This is a genomic window from bacterium (genome assembly GCA_013360195.1).
GTDB lineage: Bacteria > Electryoneota > RPQS01 > RPQS01 > RPQS01 > JABWCQ01.
This window is the reverse complement of sequence record JABWCQ010000002.1, coordinates 132,588-148,692: the sequence shown is the minus strand read 5'-3', so window position 1 is coordinate 148,692 and position 16,105 is coordinate 132,588. Positions and strand designations below refer to the sequence as shown.

The 16,105-nt window shown below is 49.1% G+C and carries 11 protein-coding genes and 1 tRNA gene; all 12 read right to left on the bottom strand.

All coding sequences use genetic code 11. The features are described from left to right. Positions 1–7 precede the first annotated feature (7 nt). The 12 genes from HUU59_01895 to gcvPA all read right to left on the bottom strand — a co-directional run bounded on the left by HUU59_01895 (position 8) and on the right by gcvPA (position 16,080). Entirely contained in the window at positions 8–1,528 is a 1,521-nt protein-coding gene (locus HUU59_01895) for an acyl--CoA ligase (protein NUO18189.1), read from the bottom strand. Then, the gene (locus HUU59_01890) at positions 1,528–3,075 is read right to left on the bottom strand and encodes a YifB family Mg chelatase-like AAA ATPase (protein ID NUO18188.1); all 1,548 of its coding nucleotides are present in this window, start codon (positions 3,073–3,075) and stop codon (positions 1,528–1,530) included. Before HUU59_01890 ends, HUU59_01895 begins: the two co-directional genes overlap by 1 nt. Before the next feature lie 3 nt (positions 3,076–3,078). After that, a complete protein-coding gene (locus HUU59_01885; GenBank protein ID NUO18187.1) occupies positions 3,079–3,846 on the bottom strand; it encodes a hypothetical protein in 768 nt (255 codons plus the stop codon). A 268-nt stretch (positions 3,847–4,114) separates the two neighbouring features. Then, complete coding sequence (locus HUU59_01880; GenBank protein ID NUO18186.1) at positions 4,115–5,338, bottom strand: aminotransferase class I/II-fold pyridoxal phosphate-dependent enzyme; 1,224 nt, start codon at positions 5,336–5,338, stop codon at positions 4,115–4,117. Between the two features lie 90 nt (positions 5,339–5,428). Then, positions 5,429–5,800, bottom strand: coding sequence for a hypothetical protein (locus HUU59_01875; GenBank protein NUO18185.1), 372 nt, complete (start codon positions 5,798–5,800; stop codon positions 5,429–5,431). Further along, positions 5,773–5,847 (bottom strand) — tRNA-Arg (locus HUU59_01870). The genes HUU59_01875 and HUU59_01870 overlap by 28 nt, the downstream gene beginning before the upstream one ends. 125 nt (positions 5,848–5,972) lie before the next feature. Beyond that, a complete protein-coding gene (purL, locus tag HUU59_01865; protein NUO18184.1) occupies positions 5,973–8,201 on the bottom strand; it encodes a phosphoribosylformylglycinamidine synthase subunit PurL in 2,229 nt (742 codons plus the stop codon). Then, entirely contained in the window at positions 8,198–10,036 is a 1,839-nt protein-coding gene (locus HUU59_01860; GenBank protein ID NUO18183.1) for an excinuclease ABC subunit C, read from the bottom strand. Before HUU59_01860 ends, purL begins: the two co-directional genes overlap by 4 nt. Positions 10,037–10,042: 6 nt before the next feature. Further along, positions 10,043–10,453, bottom strand: a complete 411-nt coding sequence (locus tag HUU59_01855) for a VOC family protein (GenBank protein NUO18182.1) — start codon at positions 10,451–10,453, stop codon at positions 10,043–10,045. Next, entirely contained in the window at positions 10,450–13,308 is a 2,859-nt protein-coding gene (locus tag HUU59_01850; GenBank protein ID NUO18181.1) for a DEAD/DEAH box helicase, read from the bottom strand. Before HUU59_01850 ends, HUU59_01855 begins: the two co-directional genes overlap by 4 nt. Beyond that, positions 13,259–14,707 (bottom strand): aminomethyl-transferring glycine dehydrogenase subunit GcvPB, encoded by a 1,449-nt coding sequence (gene gcvPB / locus HUU59_01845; GenBank protein NUO18180.1) that lies wholly within the window; start codon positions 14,705–14,707, stop codon positions 13,259–13,261. Before gcvPB ends, HUU59_01850 begins: the two co-directional genes overlap by 50 nt. Positions 14,708–14,724: 17 nt before the next feature. Next, entirely contained in the window at positions 14,725–16,080 is a 1,356-nt protein-coding gene (gene gcvPA / locus HUU59_01840; GenBank protein NUO18179.1) for an aminomethyl-transferring glycine dehydrogenase subunit GcvPA, read from the bottom strand. Positions 16,081–16,105: the final 25 nt, after the last annotated feature.

Here is a 16,105-nt window from a genome sequence, read left to right as displayed (position 1 = left end):
ATAACTGTCAATTTCCTTCGCCGTGTTCCGGGGAAGTTACAGCAGCCTTTTCCACCGGTGCATATTTGGGAGGCGTTGCGAACCCAAACCTTTTCTTCTTCCCGCTGGGTGTACGTGAAAACGATTCAATTTGCGCCAATCTTTCCGGGACTTTGTACCGCGGAATCCGGGATTCGAGAATCGAAATTGCCTCTGCAAGCCGTGTTGTTTCTCCAGTAAAACTCACAACCGCGGCGATTTCACTCTCTGTTTCATCATCGTGGACTGCAAAAACGACAGCGTCGCTCAAGCCGCTTGCGTTTCGGATAGCGTCCTCAATTTCAAGTGCCTTTACAATGAATCCTGCCTTAAAAAACAACGCCTTCTCGTTTCCTAGAATGTAAAGGAAGTCATTGTCATCAACAAGCGCCCAATCGCCCGTAAAGGTGAACGGAGACGATTGTTCTTTGCCTTGGAATGTCAAGGAAGTAACCTTTTCTGGTCGTGGCGCGAATTTATACGCAAGACGCCCCGGCTGATTGTTACCAAGTTGTTCGCCATCATTGCCAAAGATGACAATCTCAGAGCCGGCAAGCGGACGCCCCACTGATTCTACAGGCCAAACTCCCGGAACTGTATTAAGTGCAAGAAACCCGGCGCATTCAGCAGTGCTGAATCCTGACCAGACAACTCCGTCAGTTGCACTGATCAAAGTTGTGCAATAGGATTCTGTAAGAGGAAAGTCGGTCACAAGTATAGATGAAAGCCTGCCTTTAAGCTTTAATAGTCGATCCGCATTCCAACTTTCCTCATCCCGCGCTTGTGCCATTACAAGTATGCGTTGATTGCCATTAAGCTTGGGTTCTTCATGCAGAGCGTTCTCAGGTTCATCGAGTACGACAGTTCCACCTGCTTTCAATGTGGCGCAGAGAGCAAAAGAAAAGTTGGCAGGTGAAGCAAGCGATCCAGTGAACCATGTCTCCAAGCCTGGCTTCAGCCGCAGGTTCGCTATTAGTGCATTTGCCTGCCAGTTCACGGCCGCTGCAGAATGTTGAAACGCACGAGGCAAACCGCAGGTTCCGGCCGTATGGAGCAGGAAACCGCCAGCTACATGTTGAGCAGTCACGCCGGTCTTTGGAGTGACACCATGGATTTCACCTGACCATTTCAAATACGGCAATCGAGAAGCGAAGAAACCTGATTCCTGATTCTCACCCAGAACCAATCCGCTGATGCGAAGTGAGTCAAAAAGCTTGGCACAGGTCTCGGGATCCTGCCTGGGATCGAACAGAAAAGGCAATGCACCGTCGCAAAAGCACGCAAACACTGCTGCAACACTTCGCAAATTCCTTTCACATGCGACTGCGACAATCTGATCCGGCATTATCCCCGCTCGCGTTATGCCGCCACGAAAAAGCGAAACTTGTTCATGAAACGCGGTTGAAGAAACGCTCTCCCCGCCGGAAACAAACAGAGTTCTTTCCGGCGATAAAGTCAGAAGTGAATGTGCCCACTCCGACAGATTACTAATTCCACGACCACCGTCCACTATACAATGAGCTCCCCTAGCCTGTCCAGTGAGCGATACTGGATCGCTTCTGTGACATGATGCATTTGAATATCGTCACTTTCCTCTATGTCTGCAATCGTTCGTGCGACTTTTCTGATCCGATGATACGCACGTGCGGACAACCCCATGTTTTCAACGACCTGTCGCAGTAACTCAAGACTTTGTGAATCGATAGGAGCAAACTGCTCAATCTCCTTGTTACTCATTTGAGCATTGGAATAGAGATTCGTACGATAATTTTCGAATCTCTGGCGCTGCCGACGACGCGCTGAATCGACTCGACTTCTTATCCTGTCCGAACTGTCTTTTGCTGCCGGTGATGAAAGTTCGTTCCAAGATACCCGGGGAACTTCCACGTGCAAATCTATCCTATCGAGAAGGGGTCCGGAAATCTTTGCTACGTAGCGGCGAATCTGTTCGGTCGTGCACTTGCACTCTCTGTCCTGGTCTGTTGCAAAGCCGCAAGGACATGGATTCATCGCCGCTACAAGCATAAACTGTGCGGGATATGAGAGCGACACGGCCGCACGAGACAATGTAACGACACCGTCTTCCAGCGGCTGCCTGAGTACCTCCAAGACGTTCTTGTGAAATTCAGGCAATTCATCAAGAAATAGAACGCCGTTATGCGCGAGCGACACTTCACCCGGACGCGGAATCATACCGCCGCCGATTAATCCGGCATCTGAGACGGTGTGATGCGGAGAACGAAACGGACGATTTGCGACTATTGCCTTACCGCTGGGAAGTATGCCGGCAACGGAGTGGACTCGAGTAGTCTCAAGTGCCTCTTGTATACTGAATTCCGGCAAAATTCCCGGCAAACGCTTTGCGAGCATTGTTTTCCCAGATCCGGGAGGACCGATCATTAGGACATTGTGTCCACCTGCGGCTGCCACTTCAAGTGCTCGTTTGACCGATTCTTGGCCGCGAACATCCGAGAAATCACCGGTCAATTCACGAGATTCATCGAACAGTCGACGATGATCTACAGAATGTCTGTCAATCGGCTTTAGCCCATTCAAGAAGTCAATTGTCTCACGCAGGGAGTTCGCTGGATATACTTCCATTTCATCAACAAGAGCGGCCTCCTGCTTGTTACCATCGGGAACGACAATCTTTTGCAAGCCTTCTTTCTGCATTGCGCCGGTTACAGAGAGCATTCCTCTCACGGGACGCAAATTGCCGTCCAAAGCAAGTTCGCCCATGAAGACTGTGTTTTCAAGGGCACCTGGCCTCAACTGTCCGGAAGCGCCGAGTATTCCTATCGCGATTGGAAGATCAAACGAACTGCCTTCCTTACGAATGTTTGCCGGAGCAAGATTGATGATAACTCGCCTTTGAGGCATTGCAAGACCGGTGTTCTTGATTGCCGCCGAGACTCTTTCTTTAGCTTCCTTCACGGCATTGTCCGGAAGACCCACGATCACTATGGCTGATTCAGCGGCATTCTCCAAGTGACACTCAGCTCTAACGCGAATTGCGTCAACTCCCATCAAAGCTGCTGTGGTTACTTCTGCAAACATCTGTTAGGAAATCCCCTTGTCGTAGATCCGCCATGTCTTGTATGCCTTAGCACCCATTGCTTCGGCCGCTTTGGTCATCAACTCGTTATCCTCAAGCACCCAGGAAAACTCTCCCCACCTGTAGCCAACGTTGACTCCTGCATCGTAAGCACGATGATAGAGAACTGCATCTATGCCCTTCTTCCTGAATTCGGGTAATATTCCCATTGCAAGAACTCGAGCACGACCTACTTTGTGCTTCTCCAATAACAGTCGAATGATACCAAACGGGAATAGTCTGCCGTTTAACTTCTTGAAAATTACGTTTAGATCGGGAAGTCCAAGAATGAAACCAACTGTCCTGCCGTCTGAAGTCTCGGCAAACTGGATAAGTCGCGGATCAATGACCATCTTCAGGCTTTCCGCCATGACGTTGATTTCCTCATCTGTCATCGGCACGAACCCCCAATTGTCTGACCATGCGGAATTATAGATCATCTTGAATCTCTCGACTTCGCCGTTGAAATCCCGCTTATTGAACAGCCTGAATCTAATATCCATACGGTCTTCGATCCGTCGCGCAATATCACGAACTCGTTCAGACAGCTCGCCTTCGAACATCTGATATGCGAACAAGTCCTTAGCCTTACTGTAACCTGCACTCTCAATCAATGATGAATAGTAAGGAGGATTATGAGTCATCATTACAGCAGGAGGCGTGTCAAAGCCTTCAATTAGAAGTCCGCATTCCTCGTTTGTCGAAAAGTTCACAGGGCCGCGGGATGTGGACATCCCATTGCTCTTGAGAAAGTCTTCTGCCGAAAGAAGTAATTCTCGAGCTACAGCGCCATCATTCACGCATTCAAAGAATCCGAAAAAGCCAACATTGTCGTGCCAGAAATCATTGTGGGCACGGTTAACAATTGCACTAATACGACCGCGAACGTTGTCACCCCCATCAACTGCAATGAAGTGCCTAACGTTCGCGTGTTTATGAAAGGGATGGGTCGGCTGAAAGAGCTTCCGTTGGTCGAAAAGCAACGGCGGGACCCAGTTGGGATCAGTGCCCTGAACTTGCCACGGAAACTTCAGAAAACGGTTCAGAGACTTCCGATCCGTAACTTGCAGAATTCTTGTTGGAATGCCCTGCCTCCGCGTGAAATGGGATTTGCCTTGCAATTTTGGCGATTTTGTCGAGCGCAAAGTCAAGCTGATCGTGAGTGTGGGTCGACATCACAGAAAAACGAATTAAACTTTGACCGGGCTGAACAGCCGGGGGGACCACCGGATTGATGAACACACCTTCATCTTGCATCAACTTGCAGACCTTGAATGAATTGAGAGCATCTCCTACGACAACTGGGATTATCGGAGTATTGCTGTGACCTGTATCCAGCCCTAGACCCTTCAGCCCGTTACGCAGGTAGTTTGCATTGCTCCAAAGCAATTCCCGACGTTCTGGTTCTTCGTCAATGATCTTCAAAGCGGCTATCACTGCCCCAACAGTTGCAGGCGGCGGACTGGCTGAAAATATCAACGCACGCGCATGATGTTTCAGAAAATGCACAATGTCTTCCGAAGCGGCTACGAACCCACCAATTGCTGCAAGCGATTTCGAAAATGTGCCAATTATCAGATCTGTATCGTTTGTTAATCCAAAGTGCCCGGCCGTACCATCACCGTGAGGACCGTAAACTCCTACCCCGTGGGCATCATCCAGAATCAGATCGGCGTCGTACTTCTTGCACAACTCGACAACAGCGGGGAGGTCCACGGTATCACCCTCCATGGAAAAGACGCCCTCCGTTACGACGATCATCTCCTTGCCTTGATGCGCGATGAGCAACCTTTCCAGATCTGCCATGTCGTTATGGCGAAACTTGGCAACGCGGCCAAACGAAAGTCGTGTTGCATCAATGATTGATGCATGCGACAATGCGTCAGCAATTATCCACGTGTTTCTCGAAACTAAAGTGGCAATTCCCCCCAAATTGGCCTGATAACCGGTTGTGAACAAAAGTACTGCCTCTTTTCTCAAGAAGTACGCCAGTTTCTCTTCACACTCCCGATGAATACTCAACGTGCCGTTCAAGAAGCGTGAACCAGCACATCCCGCACCAAAGTTGTCCACTGCCTGTCGAGCCGCTTCCTTGACTTTTGGGTGATTTGTCAGTCCAAGATAGTTGTTTGACCCAAGCATCAAAATGTCACGGCCGTCTATCTTGACGACAGCATCCTGATCAGTCTCGATTGCCCTGAAATACGGATAAACCCCCGCCGACATGACCTGCCGTGCAGTCTGAAACTGGGCGACTTTCTCTGCTATTCTCAAACTTCCGCTCCGAGCTTGAACACACTATACAACGTAAAAAGACTAGAACTTACGGCTAAAAAGATCAGACAAAAATGGAACAAAGAAACCTCGCCCCTTGAACACGTTCATAATACCCAGTCCTGCAAGAACAATACAGAAAAACAAGACTAGATCCCAAATGAAGCGAAAGCGAAGCATTAGCGCCAGGACCTCGACAAAGAAGAGCGCCATTCCCAATCGGACGTGACCATGAACAAAAGCAGACTCTTCGCGCTTGAAAAACGGCACAAAGCAGACTACTGGTATGTATGACAGAACCGCAAGCAGCTTCTCGTCCTCGCTGATTTCGAGAGGTTCATTCGGTAAAGGTGTCTGCGACGTTTCTGACATTTCACTTTGATGTTTGGCACCCCCGACGGGACTCGAACCCATGCTCCCGGCTCCGGAGGCCGGTGCTCTATCCACTGAGCTACGGGGGTAGTTCTCGAAGGTCTAGTTACGCAGTACTACTTTAAGCTTATAATATAATCAAATTAGACCCAAAATGCAATATAATCTGATAAAGTATAAGTCTATAATTAACAAATTCATAAATGTGCATTTCTTATCTTCTGTTAAGCAAATGGCGCTCGAGAGCAGTGTCGTAAGTCTCAATAGCTGACTGGAGAGGAAGGGTAATCCAGTCATTGATGACGACCAATTCCCCCCCCACCCTGCCAAGCATTTGAATAGAAACATTGCGCTTTTGGCAGTACTCCTTCAGAATTTGCCAATTCTCGTGCCTGACGCTGACGACTGCGCAGCCGGACGTCTCGGCAAAGAGAGTGTCGACAACTCGCTCTTTCCACGGAAAAGTCAAAAGACAACCTGTATTTCCTGCCATACAACATTCGGCAACAGCTACGGCAAAACCGCCTTCAGAAATGTCGTGTGCAGACTGAATTACTTTGTCGGCTGCGAGCAGTGGCAGCAGCTCAATGAGCCTCTTATTCTGCTCAATATCCAATCGCGGTGGTGCGCCGGCTATCACACCGTGAATGGCAGCAAGATACTCACTGCATCCAAGGTCTGGTCCGATGTCACCCAGCAAGGCAATAAAATCGCCTTCGTCACGAAAAGCGATTCCAATATTGTGCTCAATGTTCTCAAGTAGCCCAACCATTCCAATAACTGGCGTGGGACGAACCGGACCCGACGGCGATTCATTGTAGAACGAAACATTTCCTCCGGTTACGGGAATTCCCAAGACGGAACAAGCGTCGGCAATCCCAGATACGCTTTCGTGAAAGAAATAGTAGTTATCTGGCTTATTTGGGTTCGCGAAATTCAAGCAATTAGTTATTCCAATCGGTACGGCTCCGGTGCAAGCGACATTTCGAGCGCCTTCAATAACCGCCAGGGCTGCTCCTCGGCGCGGGTCAACTGAAACATATCGGGAGTTGCAGTCCACAGACAAAGCTAATCCTTTGCACGTGCCAGGAATTCTTACAATTCCGGCGTCACTGCGGCCGCCGCCTTGTACTGTAGATGCTCCAATGGTATGGTCGTATTGCTCAAATACCTTTCGTCTGCTGCAAATGTTTGGAGATCCAAGTAACGAAAGAAGGACGTCATTCCAATCCTCAGGATCCGGGAGATGGGTTGGGTCAAAACTTAGCAGTGCGTCAAGTGAGTCTGGCCTTCTGAACTCGCGCTTGTACTGCGGAGCCCCTCCACCCAATACGAGGCTGGCCGCCGGAATGGACCCGACAGTCTCGCCTCCTTCAATGACTGTGAAATTACCATCTTCAGTTACGACTCCGACCTCATCAGCGTGCAAATCCCATTTGCCAAAGATTTCGATCGCTCTTTCTTCCTTGCCTTTCTGGAGAATCACAAGCATGCGCTCTTGTGATTCTGATAGGCAGACTTCATAGGCATTCATCCCCTCTTCGCGTCGTGTAACTTTGTCCACATCTATTGTAATTCCCGTTCCTGCCCTTGCAGGAGTCTCACTGCAAGAGCAGCAGATACCGGCAGCACCCATATCCTGAATTCCGACAAGGGAGTTGGAGTTGGCAAGTTCAAGAGTAGCTTCCAAGAGGAGTTTTTCTTTGAAAGGATCACCAATTTGGACGGAAGGTCTCTTCTCCTTTGATGCCTCTGACAGATCCTCTGAGGCGAAGGATGCGCCGTGAATACCATCTCTTCCCGTCGCAGCACCAACCACGAAGACCGGGTTCCCTGGACCATGCGCAGCTCCCTTGATGATCTTAGCTACCTCGACAACTCCGACAGCCATCGCATTAACGAGCGGATTCTCGTTATAAGAAGGGTCAAAATAGATTTCGCCTGCGACAGTTGGAACCCCAAAACAATTTCCATAATGGGCAATTCCCCTAACAACACCGTCAAGTAACTGAGCCGTCCGCGGATGCGAAGGATCACCGAATCGCAAAGAGTTTAGCGCAGCAATGGGCCGTGCGCCCATTGAGAAGATGTCTCTCAGAATGCCACCTACACCTGTCGCGGCTCCTTGGAATGGTTCTATAGCAGATGGGTGGTTGTGGCTTTCGATCTTGAAGCAAACAGCAAGTCCGTCCCCAATATCAATCAAACCAGCGTTCTCTTCACCTGCCTCAACTAATACTCGCTTACCTTGTTTGGGAAGTCGTTTGAGTTCAAGAATTGAGTTCTTGTAAGAGCAATGTTCTGACCACATTGCAGAGAAAATCCCAAGTTCAACAAAGCTTGGCGTACGTCCAAGAATTTCGACGATTTTGTCATACTCCTCGGATGTCAATCCGTGACTAATTGCGGTTTCCAGTGTCACTTTAGGATATCTGCGTGTCATTTCGTTGCGAATTTGTTTCGATCTTGAAAGAATTGATAAACTCGGGCTGCAAGCGCCGGACTAATGCCTTTGATCGCGGTTAATTCTTCTATTGTAGCGGTGCCAAGACGTTGAAAACTGCGAAAGTGATTCAATAGCAGGCGTCGTCTACTTGCGCCTATTCCAGGTATGTCTTGGAGTTCGGAAGCCATAGACTCCTTTTGACGCAATTTCCGGTGATAAGTAATAGAGAAGCGATGAACTTCATCGCGCACCTGCTGCAATAGCTTCAAAGCAGAAGACGTCTTCGGCAAGTTGTACGGCTCCGAATCTCCTGGCCGATATATCTCTTCAAGCTTCTTGGCTAATCCAATAATCTGGTAGTCGGAAATCCCTTGACTGTTCAACGCCTCCACTGCCGCTGCAAGTTGACCCTTTCCGCCATCGACAAGAATGAGGTCAGGCATAGGCTTGCTTTCACGACTTAGACGAGAAAACCGTCTCGTAATTACCTCATGCATGGACCGAAAGTCATCCTGTCCATCCACTGTCTTGATTCTGAAGCGCCGATATTCAGATCTGGCAGGTTTGCCCATTTTGAAAACAACCATGCCCGCGACCTTGTGTTCACCCATTAGGTTCGAAATATCAAACGCTTCAATAACACGAGGCACATCACGAAGGCGTAATCTGTGCTTAAGTTCCGTGAGACTTGACGGTACACGATCGCGAGTAGAAGTTGTTCTTAAAAGCTCATGAAGCTGGAGTTCAGCATTTCGGCGCGCGAGGTCGACCATCTGTACTCTTTCGCCTCGCTCGGGGATCCTAATTGTAAGCTTGCCATCGGCCCTGGTTTTCAGCCATCTAGAGATGGAATCGAAATTGCTTGGTTCGACAGGAAGGATAAGCTCCTCAGGAATAGCGGATTGCGAATAATAAAGGAGCAAAGCTTGTCGCAGCACTTCATCAAGAGGTGAATCTCTTGGTACTTTCAGTGGATACTGGATCCGACCAAGTAAGCGACCTCCCCGCACCTGCATCACGACGAGGCATCCGTCTTCGTCTTGAACAGCAATACCAATTGTATCTCTGTCTATTGGCTCAGGCGAAATAATCGTTTGTCGACGAGTCAAATTGTCGATAGACGCCAGCCAATCACGCAATTGTGCTGCTCTCTCAAACCTCAATTCTTCAGCGGCCAACTCCATGTCCTTTCGAAGCTTCGAAATGATCTCACTTCCGCGACCTTTGACGACGGTCGTGAAGTCCTGGACACGCATTGCGTACTCCGCCTTTGATTCATTCCCAATACAGGGAGCGTTACAGCGTCCAAGATGAAACTCAAGGCACGCCTTGAACTTGCCACGCGCTACACTATCTTCTGTCAAAGGCAAATTGCAAGTTCTAATCTGCAGCATGCCCCGCAGAACGTGTATAAGTCCTTTCAAGTAGCGCAAGTCGCCGTACGGGCCATAGTACTTGGAGCCATCTTGTTTCGGGCGGCGCGTTAGGAAAATCCTGGGATAGTCCTCACTTGCAATCTGCAGGTAGGGCTGCGATTTGTCATCCTTGAGCATTACATTGTAGCGCGGTTTGTGCTCGCGGATTAGATTGCCCTCAAGGATTAAAGCTTCATACTCAGTGCGAGTGGTGATAACCTCAACATCCGAAATTTTTGACACAAGGATTTCGAACTGCGGTCTTCCATCCGAAGTTTTTTGGAAGTATTGCCTGACTCGGTTACGGAGGTTTTTTGCCTTGCCAATGTAAATCACCTTTCCCTTGCCGTCACGAAAAATGTAAACGCCGGGATCAGTTGGAAGATTCGCAATCTTAGAACCAATATTCTGTGACATCATCCATCAAGAATGATTTGGATGCTCCACAATCTCAACAAGGACGCCTCCAAAAGCAGTTGGATGCACGAATCCTACTAGGCTTTCCTCGGCCCCCGGTCGCAGTTGCTCGTCAATCAATCTTGCGCCACGATCTGCCATGCAATTCAGTACCTCTTGCCCATCTGACGCCTTAAGGGCCAAGTGATGCAACCCGGGACCACGCTTCTCGAGGAAACGCGAAACGACTGATCCTTGACTTGCGGGCGCTATCAACTCAATTCTCGAACCACCAAGGGACAAAAAGGCAACTTCTGTATCCTGTGCAGCGACGTACTCGCGTCTAACGAGAATTGCGCCGGTTAATGTCAGCCACCTATCTACGGCGCTTTCCAAATTCTCTACCGCAATCGCTATGTGGTCAATTTCAAGCTTCATCTCGATTTCCCCGAAAAGAATTCTTCTATTTCAGCGAAGAAGGATTCCTCGCTTCCCATTCCAATTACGTCAGCGGCAAGCGCATTCTGCAGGACCTTTCCATAACGAGATGAAACTAAACGCGAATCAGTAACAATCGCAATACCGCGATCTTCGTGATGGCGAATTAGTCGACCAAGACCTTGTCGCAGTCTTATCGCGCATGCGGGCACGCTGATCGCATAAAAAGGATCCATCTTCATTGATTGTACCAATTCGCTGCGTGCTTGAATCCAGGGGTCTGTTGGTACTTCAAATGGGAGCTTTACGATGACGAGTATTTCAAGTTCCTCGCCCACAAGGTCAATTCCTTCCCACAGTGTTGATGTGCCGATCAGAATTGAACCAGGATGCTCGCGAAATGTTTTTAGCAGTTCATGGGTTATACGCCCGCTCTGCTGTTGCAGCAGCGTTCGACCTCGGCGCCGCGCAATGGATGTCAGGCGCTTGGCTAGTTCAATCGTACTCGCGTATGACGTACACAACACCAAGGTTGATTTGTCATACCGCGCTATGACTTCGGAAATGATCCTTGCCACGCCAATAATGTGCTGTTCGGTATCCTTAGCTTCCGGCAGAAATGTCGGGCAAAGTATTCTCATCTGTTCATTGAAGGCAAAGGGTGAACTCAAAATTCTCCTCTGCACGATCATGCTTGAACTCTCAGAGATGCCCAACGATTTCTCAATCACGTCAAAGCTATTACCTAATGCAAGAGTTGCAGAAGTGAGTACAGTGCCTGTCCTCCCCAACCACAGAGTATCAGCCAATTTGCTCCCAATGGATATCGGAGCTGCGTAAAGCGACAGCACAGGTGAGTTCTTTTGACCGGTCAACTCTAACCAGTAAACAAAATCGGAATCCTTGCAACCAGTTGTAAGTTCTCCAGCTTTGATCACTTCACCAAGAGCAAGTGCAGATGAACGAAGCTCGAGTACCCGGTCTTTATGCTCGCTTGAACTGTCGCTAAGTCTGGACATGTCCTTCAAAAGGCTATCAAGCCGCGAATGTAGCTCTTGCATTCGCTCAATCAGGTTCTGAAGTGCACTTTCTGTCTTTGCCACCAAATGTGTGCCCGGCAGAAGGCGTTGCTTTGACTCCTCTGCGGTAAACTTCTGTGCAAGAAGGGCAGCCGATGCGAAAGACGCGCGTGCAAGTTGAAAAAGTGCCTTCGTCAGAATGTCTAGAGAGAGTAACTCGCTTTCCACCGCTTCCGGCAACTTGCTCTTGGCGTTACGTAGCAAGAGGCCGCGAGACGACCGCTCATCGGCAAGTCTGGAAAGCACAATTCGAACGGACTTCAAATTGAAAGCGTGTGTGCTAGCTGAGACCACTGCGCGTTCAAACTGATGCGCCTCGTCAATTACTACTCGACGTGAAACGTCGGTACTTCCAAGAAACCTTTCAAAGTCTGTGGAAAAAAGAGCATGATTGATTAATAGAACTTTAGCATTTCGAGAGTCATCTACGGCCTTCCGATAGAAATCGCCTCGATGGCTTCCGCAAGTAGGACCCGAACATGCCGCGGAATCAGAACACACCAAGGACCATAAGAGTGGCTCCTTTTCAGGATGAAATGCGCCAATCTCACCAATGTCGCCACTCTTAGTAAGATATGACCATCTCAACAGCGGCAGTAATCTATGTCGATCACCGTCGGACAATCGTCCGTCGATATCGTGAATTGCGCTGCGAAATCTGCGAAGACAAAGGTAGTTTTCGCGTCCTTTGAGCACTGATGCCGGTATGTTAGTAGAGGTTGCAAAAGCAATGTCCTTAATGTCCTTCTTGAGGAGTTGCTCTTGTAAGGATCGAGTATGAGACGACACAATTACTTGCCTTTTCTCTTCTCCTTCACCAGCAAGTGACCATGCCAGAGCGGGAATCAGATATCCGAATGACTTGCCAGTGCCGGTAGGGGCTTCGAGAAGTAGAGTGTGATTCTCCTCGAATGCACTCAGCACCTGTCGCGCCATCTCAATCTGCTGCTTTCTCGGCGAAAACTGGTCAAGTTTCTTTTCAAAGAGCCCGCCACTTTCAAGTTCCGAAAGCTCTATTTTGGAAAGCAGCGGGATTTCGTCAAGCGCGTGAGCGTTGTCAAGAACTGGAGGTTCAATTCTTGCGCTGACAGCACGCAGGGACTTGAAAAACTCCTCAGAACGATGATGCCCCTGGGCCGCAATATTTGCAATGTCGGATGCAAGACTATTCCATACTCTTGAAGGAAGCCTGCTGATAATCCTAACAAGAACTTCGCCAGTTGCTCTGGCATCATCACTTGCTCTATGAGCTGACTCCAAACTGACGTCAAAAAACGAGCAAAGATTGGTCAGGGAGAATCGCGGGAATTCTGCCCAGAAAATTCGAGCCAGTTCGCCTGTGTCAATTATGGTCCGGCCTGGAAATCGAAACTCAGTGCCGCCTGATGCCGTAAGAAAAGCAATGTCAAAAGACGGATTCTGTCCAACTATTGGATTGTCGTCAATAAAGTTCAGGAACGCCTGAGAAACGTCATCAAAGAGCGGTGCATCGGTGATATCGCGTTCATGAATGCCTGTAAGCACTGTAATGGCCGGTGGAAGCGGCCTTCGCGGATTCACAAATGACTGGAAAATGTCACTGACAACGCCGCCTTCGAACCTAACTGCCCCGATTTCGATAATAGCATCGCTACTTGGCAAGAGACCGGTTGTTTCAATGTCAATTGCAACAAAGCGGCTAAGACCAAGAGGTCCCAGCCACTTTGGGGGTTCAAGCGATGATTTGCTAATCGTTGAAGTACTTGATTTTGAGATTTCTTGCTGCGCCGGCTTCATCAAGTCTTCTAACAGGAGTGGTATGAGGCGCCTGTTTTAGGACATCAGGTGACTCCGATGCCTCCTTGTCGATCTTCAACATCACCTCTGCAAACTCATCCAGGGTTTCCTTGGTCTCACTCTCAGTCGGTTCTATCATCAGACACTCCGGAACGATTAGAGGAAAATAGACAGTCGGTGGGTGAAAGCCGTAGTCAAGAAGACGTTTCGCAATATCAGTAGTACGCACCCCCTTTGACTTCTGATTGTTCCCGGAAAAGACTGCCTCATGCATGCAAGGCTTGTCAATGTATATCTGATACGTTGGGGACAGCTTCTTCCTGAGGTAATTCGCGTTGATTATGGCATTTTCACTTATTGCGCGCAGCCCGTTTCCCCCAAGACTACGGATATACGCAAGAGCGCGAACATGCATCCCGAAATTTCCGTAGTATGTGTGAACAGATCCGATGGAATCCGGTCGATTCCAATCCCACGAGAAAACGTTCCCTTTCTTTTCAAGCACGGGTACCGGAAGAAACTTCGCAAGCTTAGCCTTGATAGCGACTGGACCACTTCCAGGTCCACCGCCGCCATGAGGTGTGGAAAAGGTTTTGTGCAAATTCATGTGGCAGGCATCGAAACCCATGTCGCCCGGTCGCGATATTCCCATTAGTGCATTAAGATTTGCGCCGTCCATATATACAAGGCCGCCAACATCATGCACGAGATCAATGATCCTAGATATGTTTGTTTCAAACAGCCCGAGTGTATTGGGATTAGTAATCATTAGTCCGGCGACGTCATCGTCCAGCGCTCTTTTCAGAGCGTCCATATCCATCAAACCGTTCGAATCAGACGGTAGTTGCGTAACGGCGTATCCAGATAATACAATGGAGGCGGGGTTCGTTCCGTGTGCACTGTCGGGAATGATAATCCGCTTTCTAACGTTGCCATTCATCATATGATAGGCACGGAACATTAGAAGAGCTGTGAATTCCCCTTGAGCACCAGCGGCGGGTTGCAACGTGATGTTGTCCATTCCCGTTATCTCAAGCAGTGAATCTGATAGTTCACCCAGCAACTCAAGGGCTCCTTGCACAGTCGGAGCTGGCTGCCACGGACTCAATCCGGAAAATCCCGGTAATGCTGCAAGCTCATCGTTTATCTTTGGGTTGTACTTCATCGTACAAGAACCCAAGGGGTAGAAGTCGCGATCAATGTGGTGGTTTCGTGTCGACAAATCAACGTAATGTCTGACAACTGTGTTTTCGGCAGCTTCAGGCAATCGCGGCGCTGCAGCCCTGCTTAGGCGAGGAGGAATTTCGCATTGAGGCATCTCATCAGGAGTGGGCGGTGATTGAAATCCAACTCTGCCCGGTCTACTACGCTCGAAGATAAGCTCTGTCTCTCGCTGCATAGATATGACTTCTCTACTCACTTTGAACCTCCTGATGCGTATTCGCTTGCAAGCGAGACGTACGAGTCAATCTCCACCTTCGTACGCGTTTCCGTCAGGGCGACCAGAATACCTCGTTCATCGTTTATTCCGAACTTTGTTAGAGGGACTCCGGCAAGAATACCATTGTCAGCCATATACTTGTAGAAATGTCGCGCATCACCTGGGACTCGAAGAAGAAACTCGCGGAAATGGTGACCCTCGTGGGCAATGCTGAAACCTGGAATACTGCGCAACTTCTCTATCAAGTACTGTGTTCGCCGACAGCAAGCTTCGCCAACCGCTTTTAGACCCTGTGGACCGAGAAGTGAAAGGTAAAACGTTGCACGGGCGGCAATGAGACCTTGATTAGTGCAGATGTTAGAAGTTGCTTTGTCACGCCTTATGTGCTGCTCGCGGGTTTGAAGTGTCAAAACAAAACCACGGCGTCCGTCCACATCTTTCGTAATGCCAACTATTCTGCCAGGAACCAGGCGCGTGAGCTCGTTACTTGCAGCGAACAAGCCTAGGTACGGGCCGCCATATGACATGTAGTTGCCAAGTGATTGACCTTCACCTACTACAATATCAGCACCGAGTTGTCCCGGTGAAGTGTAAAGTCCCATGGCAAGCGGGTCTGTAATGAATATCACAAGTGATCCGTGCGAGTGTGCGCGTTCAACTAACTGAGAAAGGTCGTCAACTAATCCGTAGAAATTCGGATACTGAAGTACCAACGCTGCGACATCATCACCAAGTAACATCGATATTGAGTCCATCGTTTGCTGTCCGTTCGGACAATGCGCGATGTCAAATGACGTTCCCAATGCTAAGTTATTGGTTTGTGCAACACGCCGGTACGAAGGGTGAACTGCCTCACTCCAGACGATACGAGTACGCTTTGTATGCGCTCGAGCCATCGAAACTGCTTCTGACAACGCTGTGCCGCAGTCATACAAGCTCGCATTCGCAACTGGCATGCCATAGAGTTCGCAAATCATTGATTGAAACTCGAAAATGACTTGCAGGGTTCCCTGTGCCACTTCCGGCTGGTATGGAGTATATGCAGTCACGAATTCGCTACGCGACGCGATTGCATTTACTGCAGCTGGAACATAATGATCATAACTTCCTGCGCCCATGAAGCACGCATGCCCTGTGGCATTTAGATTCTTTTCTGCCATTTGGGTCAGGTCTCGACGTACTTGCCACTCGGACTGCCCATCTGGAATTGTAAGCTGACGATTTAGGCGAAGAGGAGTCGGAATCGATCCGAGAAGCTCTTCAAATGACGAGACCCCGATTTCGCGCAGCATTTCTCTGCGATCATCGGGGGTATTCGGAATGTAGCGCATTAGTCTAAGTAGTTCTTGCCCGCTG

Excerpts from the sequence above, each read along its gene's own strand:
- HUU59_01855 (NUO18182.1), bottom strand. The coding sequence starts at position 10,453 with ATGAAGCTTGAAATTGACCACATAGCGATTGCGGTAGAGAATTTGGAA.
- HUU59_01885 (NUO18187.1), bottom strand. The coding sequence starts at position 3,846 with ATGTCCACATCCCGCGGCCCTGTGAACTTTTCGACAAACGAGGAATGC.
- HUU59_01890 (NUO18188.1), bottom strand. The coding sequence starts at position 3,075 with ATGTTTGCAGAAGTAACCACAGCAGCTTTGATGGGAGTTGACGCAATT.
- HUU59_01875 (NUO18185.1), bottom strand. The coding sequence starts at position 5,800 with ATGGGTTCGAGTCCCGTCGGGGGTGCCAAACATCAAAGTGAAATGTCA.
- HUU59_01880 (NUO18186.1), bottom strand. The coding sequence starts at position 5,338 with ATGTCGGCGGGGGTTTATCCGTATTTCAGGGCAATCGAGACTGATCAG.
- purL (NUO18184.1), bottom strand. The coding sequence starts at position 8,201 with ATGACACGCAGATATCCTAAAGTGACACTGGAAACCGCAATTAGTCAC.
- HUU59_01850 (NUO18181.1), bottom strand. The coding sequence starts at position 13,308 with ATGAAGCCGGCGCAGCAAGAAATCTCAAAATCAAGTACTTCAACGATT.
- gcvPB (NUO18180.1), bottom strand. The coding sequence starts at position 14,707 with ATGCAGCGAGAGACAGAGCTTATCTTCGAGCGTAGTAGACCGGGCAGA.
- HUU59_01860 (NUO18183.1), bottom strand. The coding sequence starts at position 10,036 with ATGTCACAGAATATTGGTTCTAAGATTGCGAATCTTCCAACTGATCCC.
- gcvPA (NUO18179.1), bottom strand. The coding sequence starts at position 16,080 with ATGCGCTACATTCCGAATACCCCCGATGATCGCAGAGAAATGCTGCGC.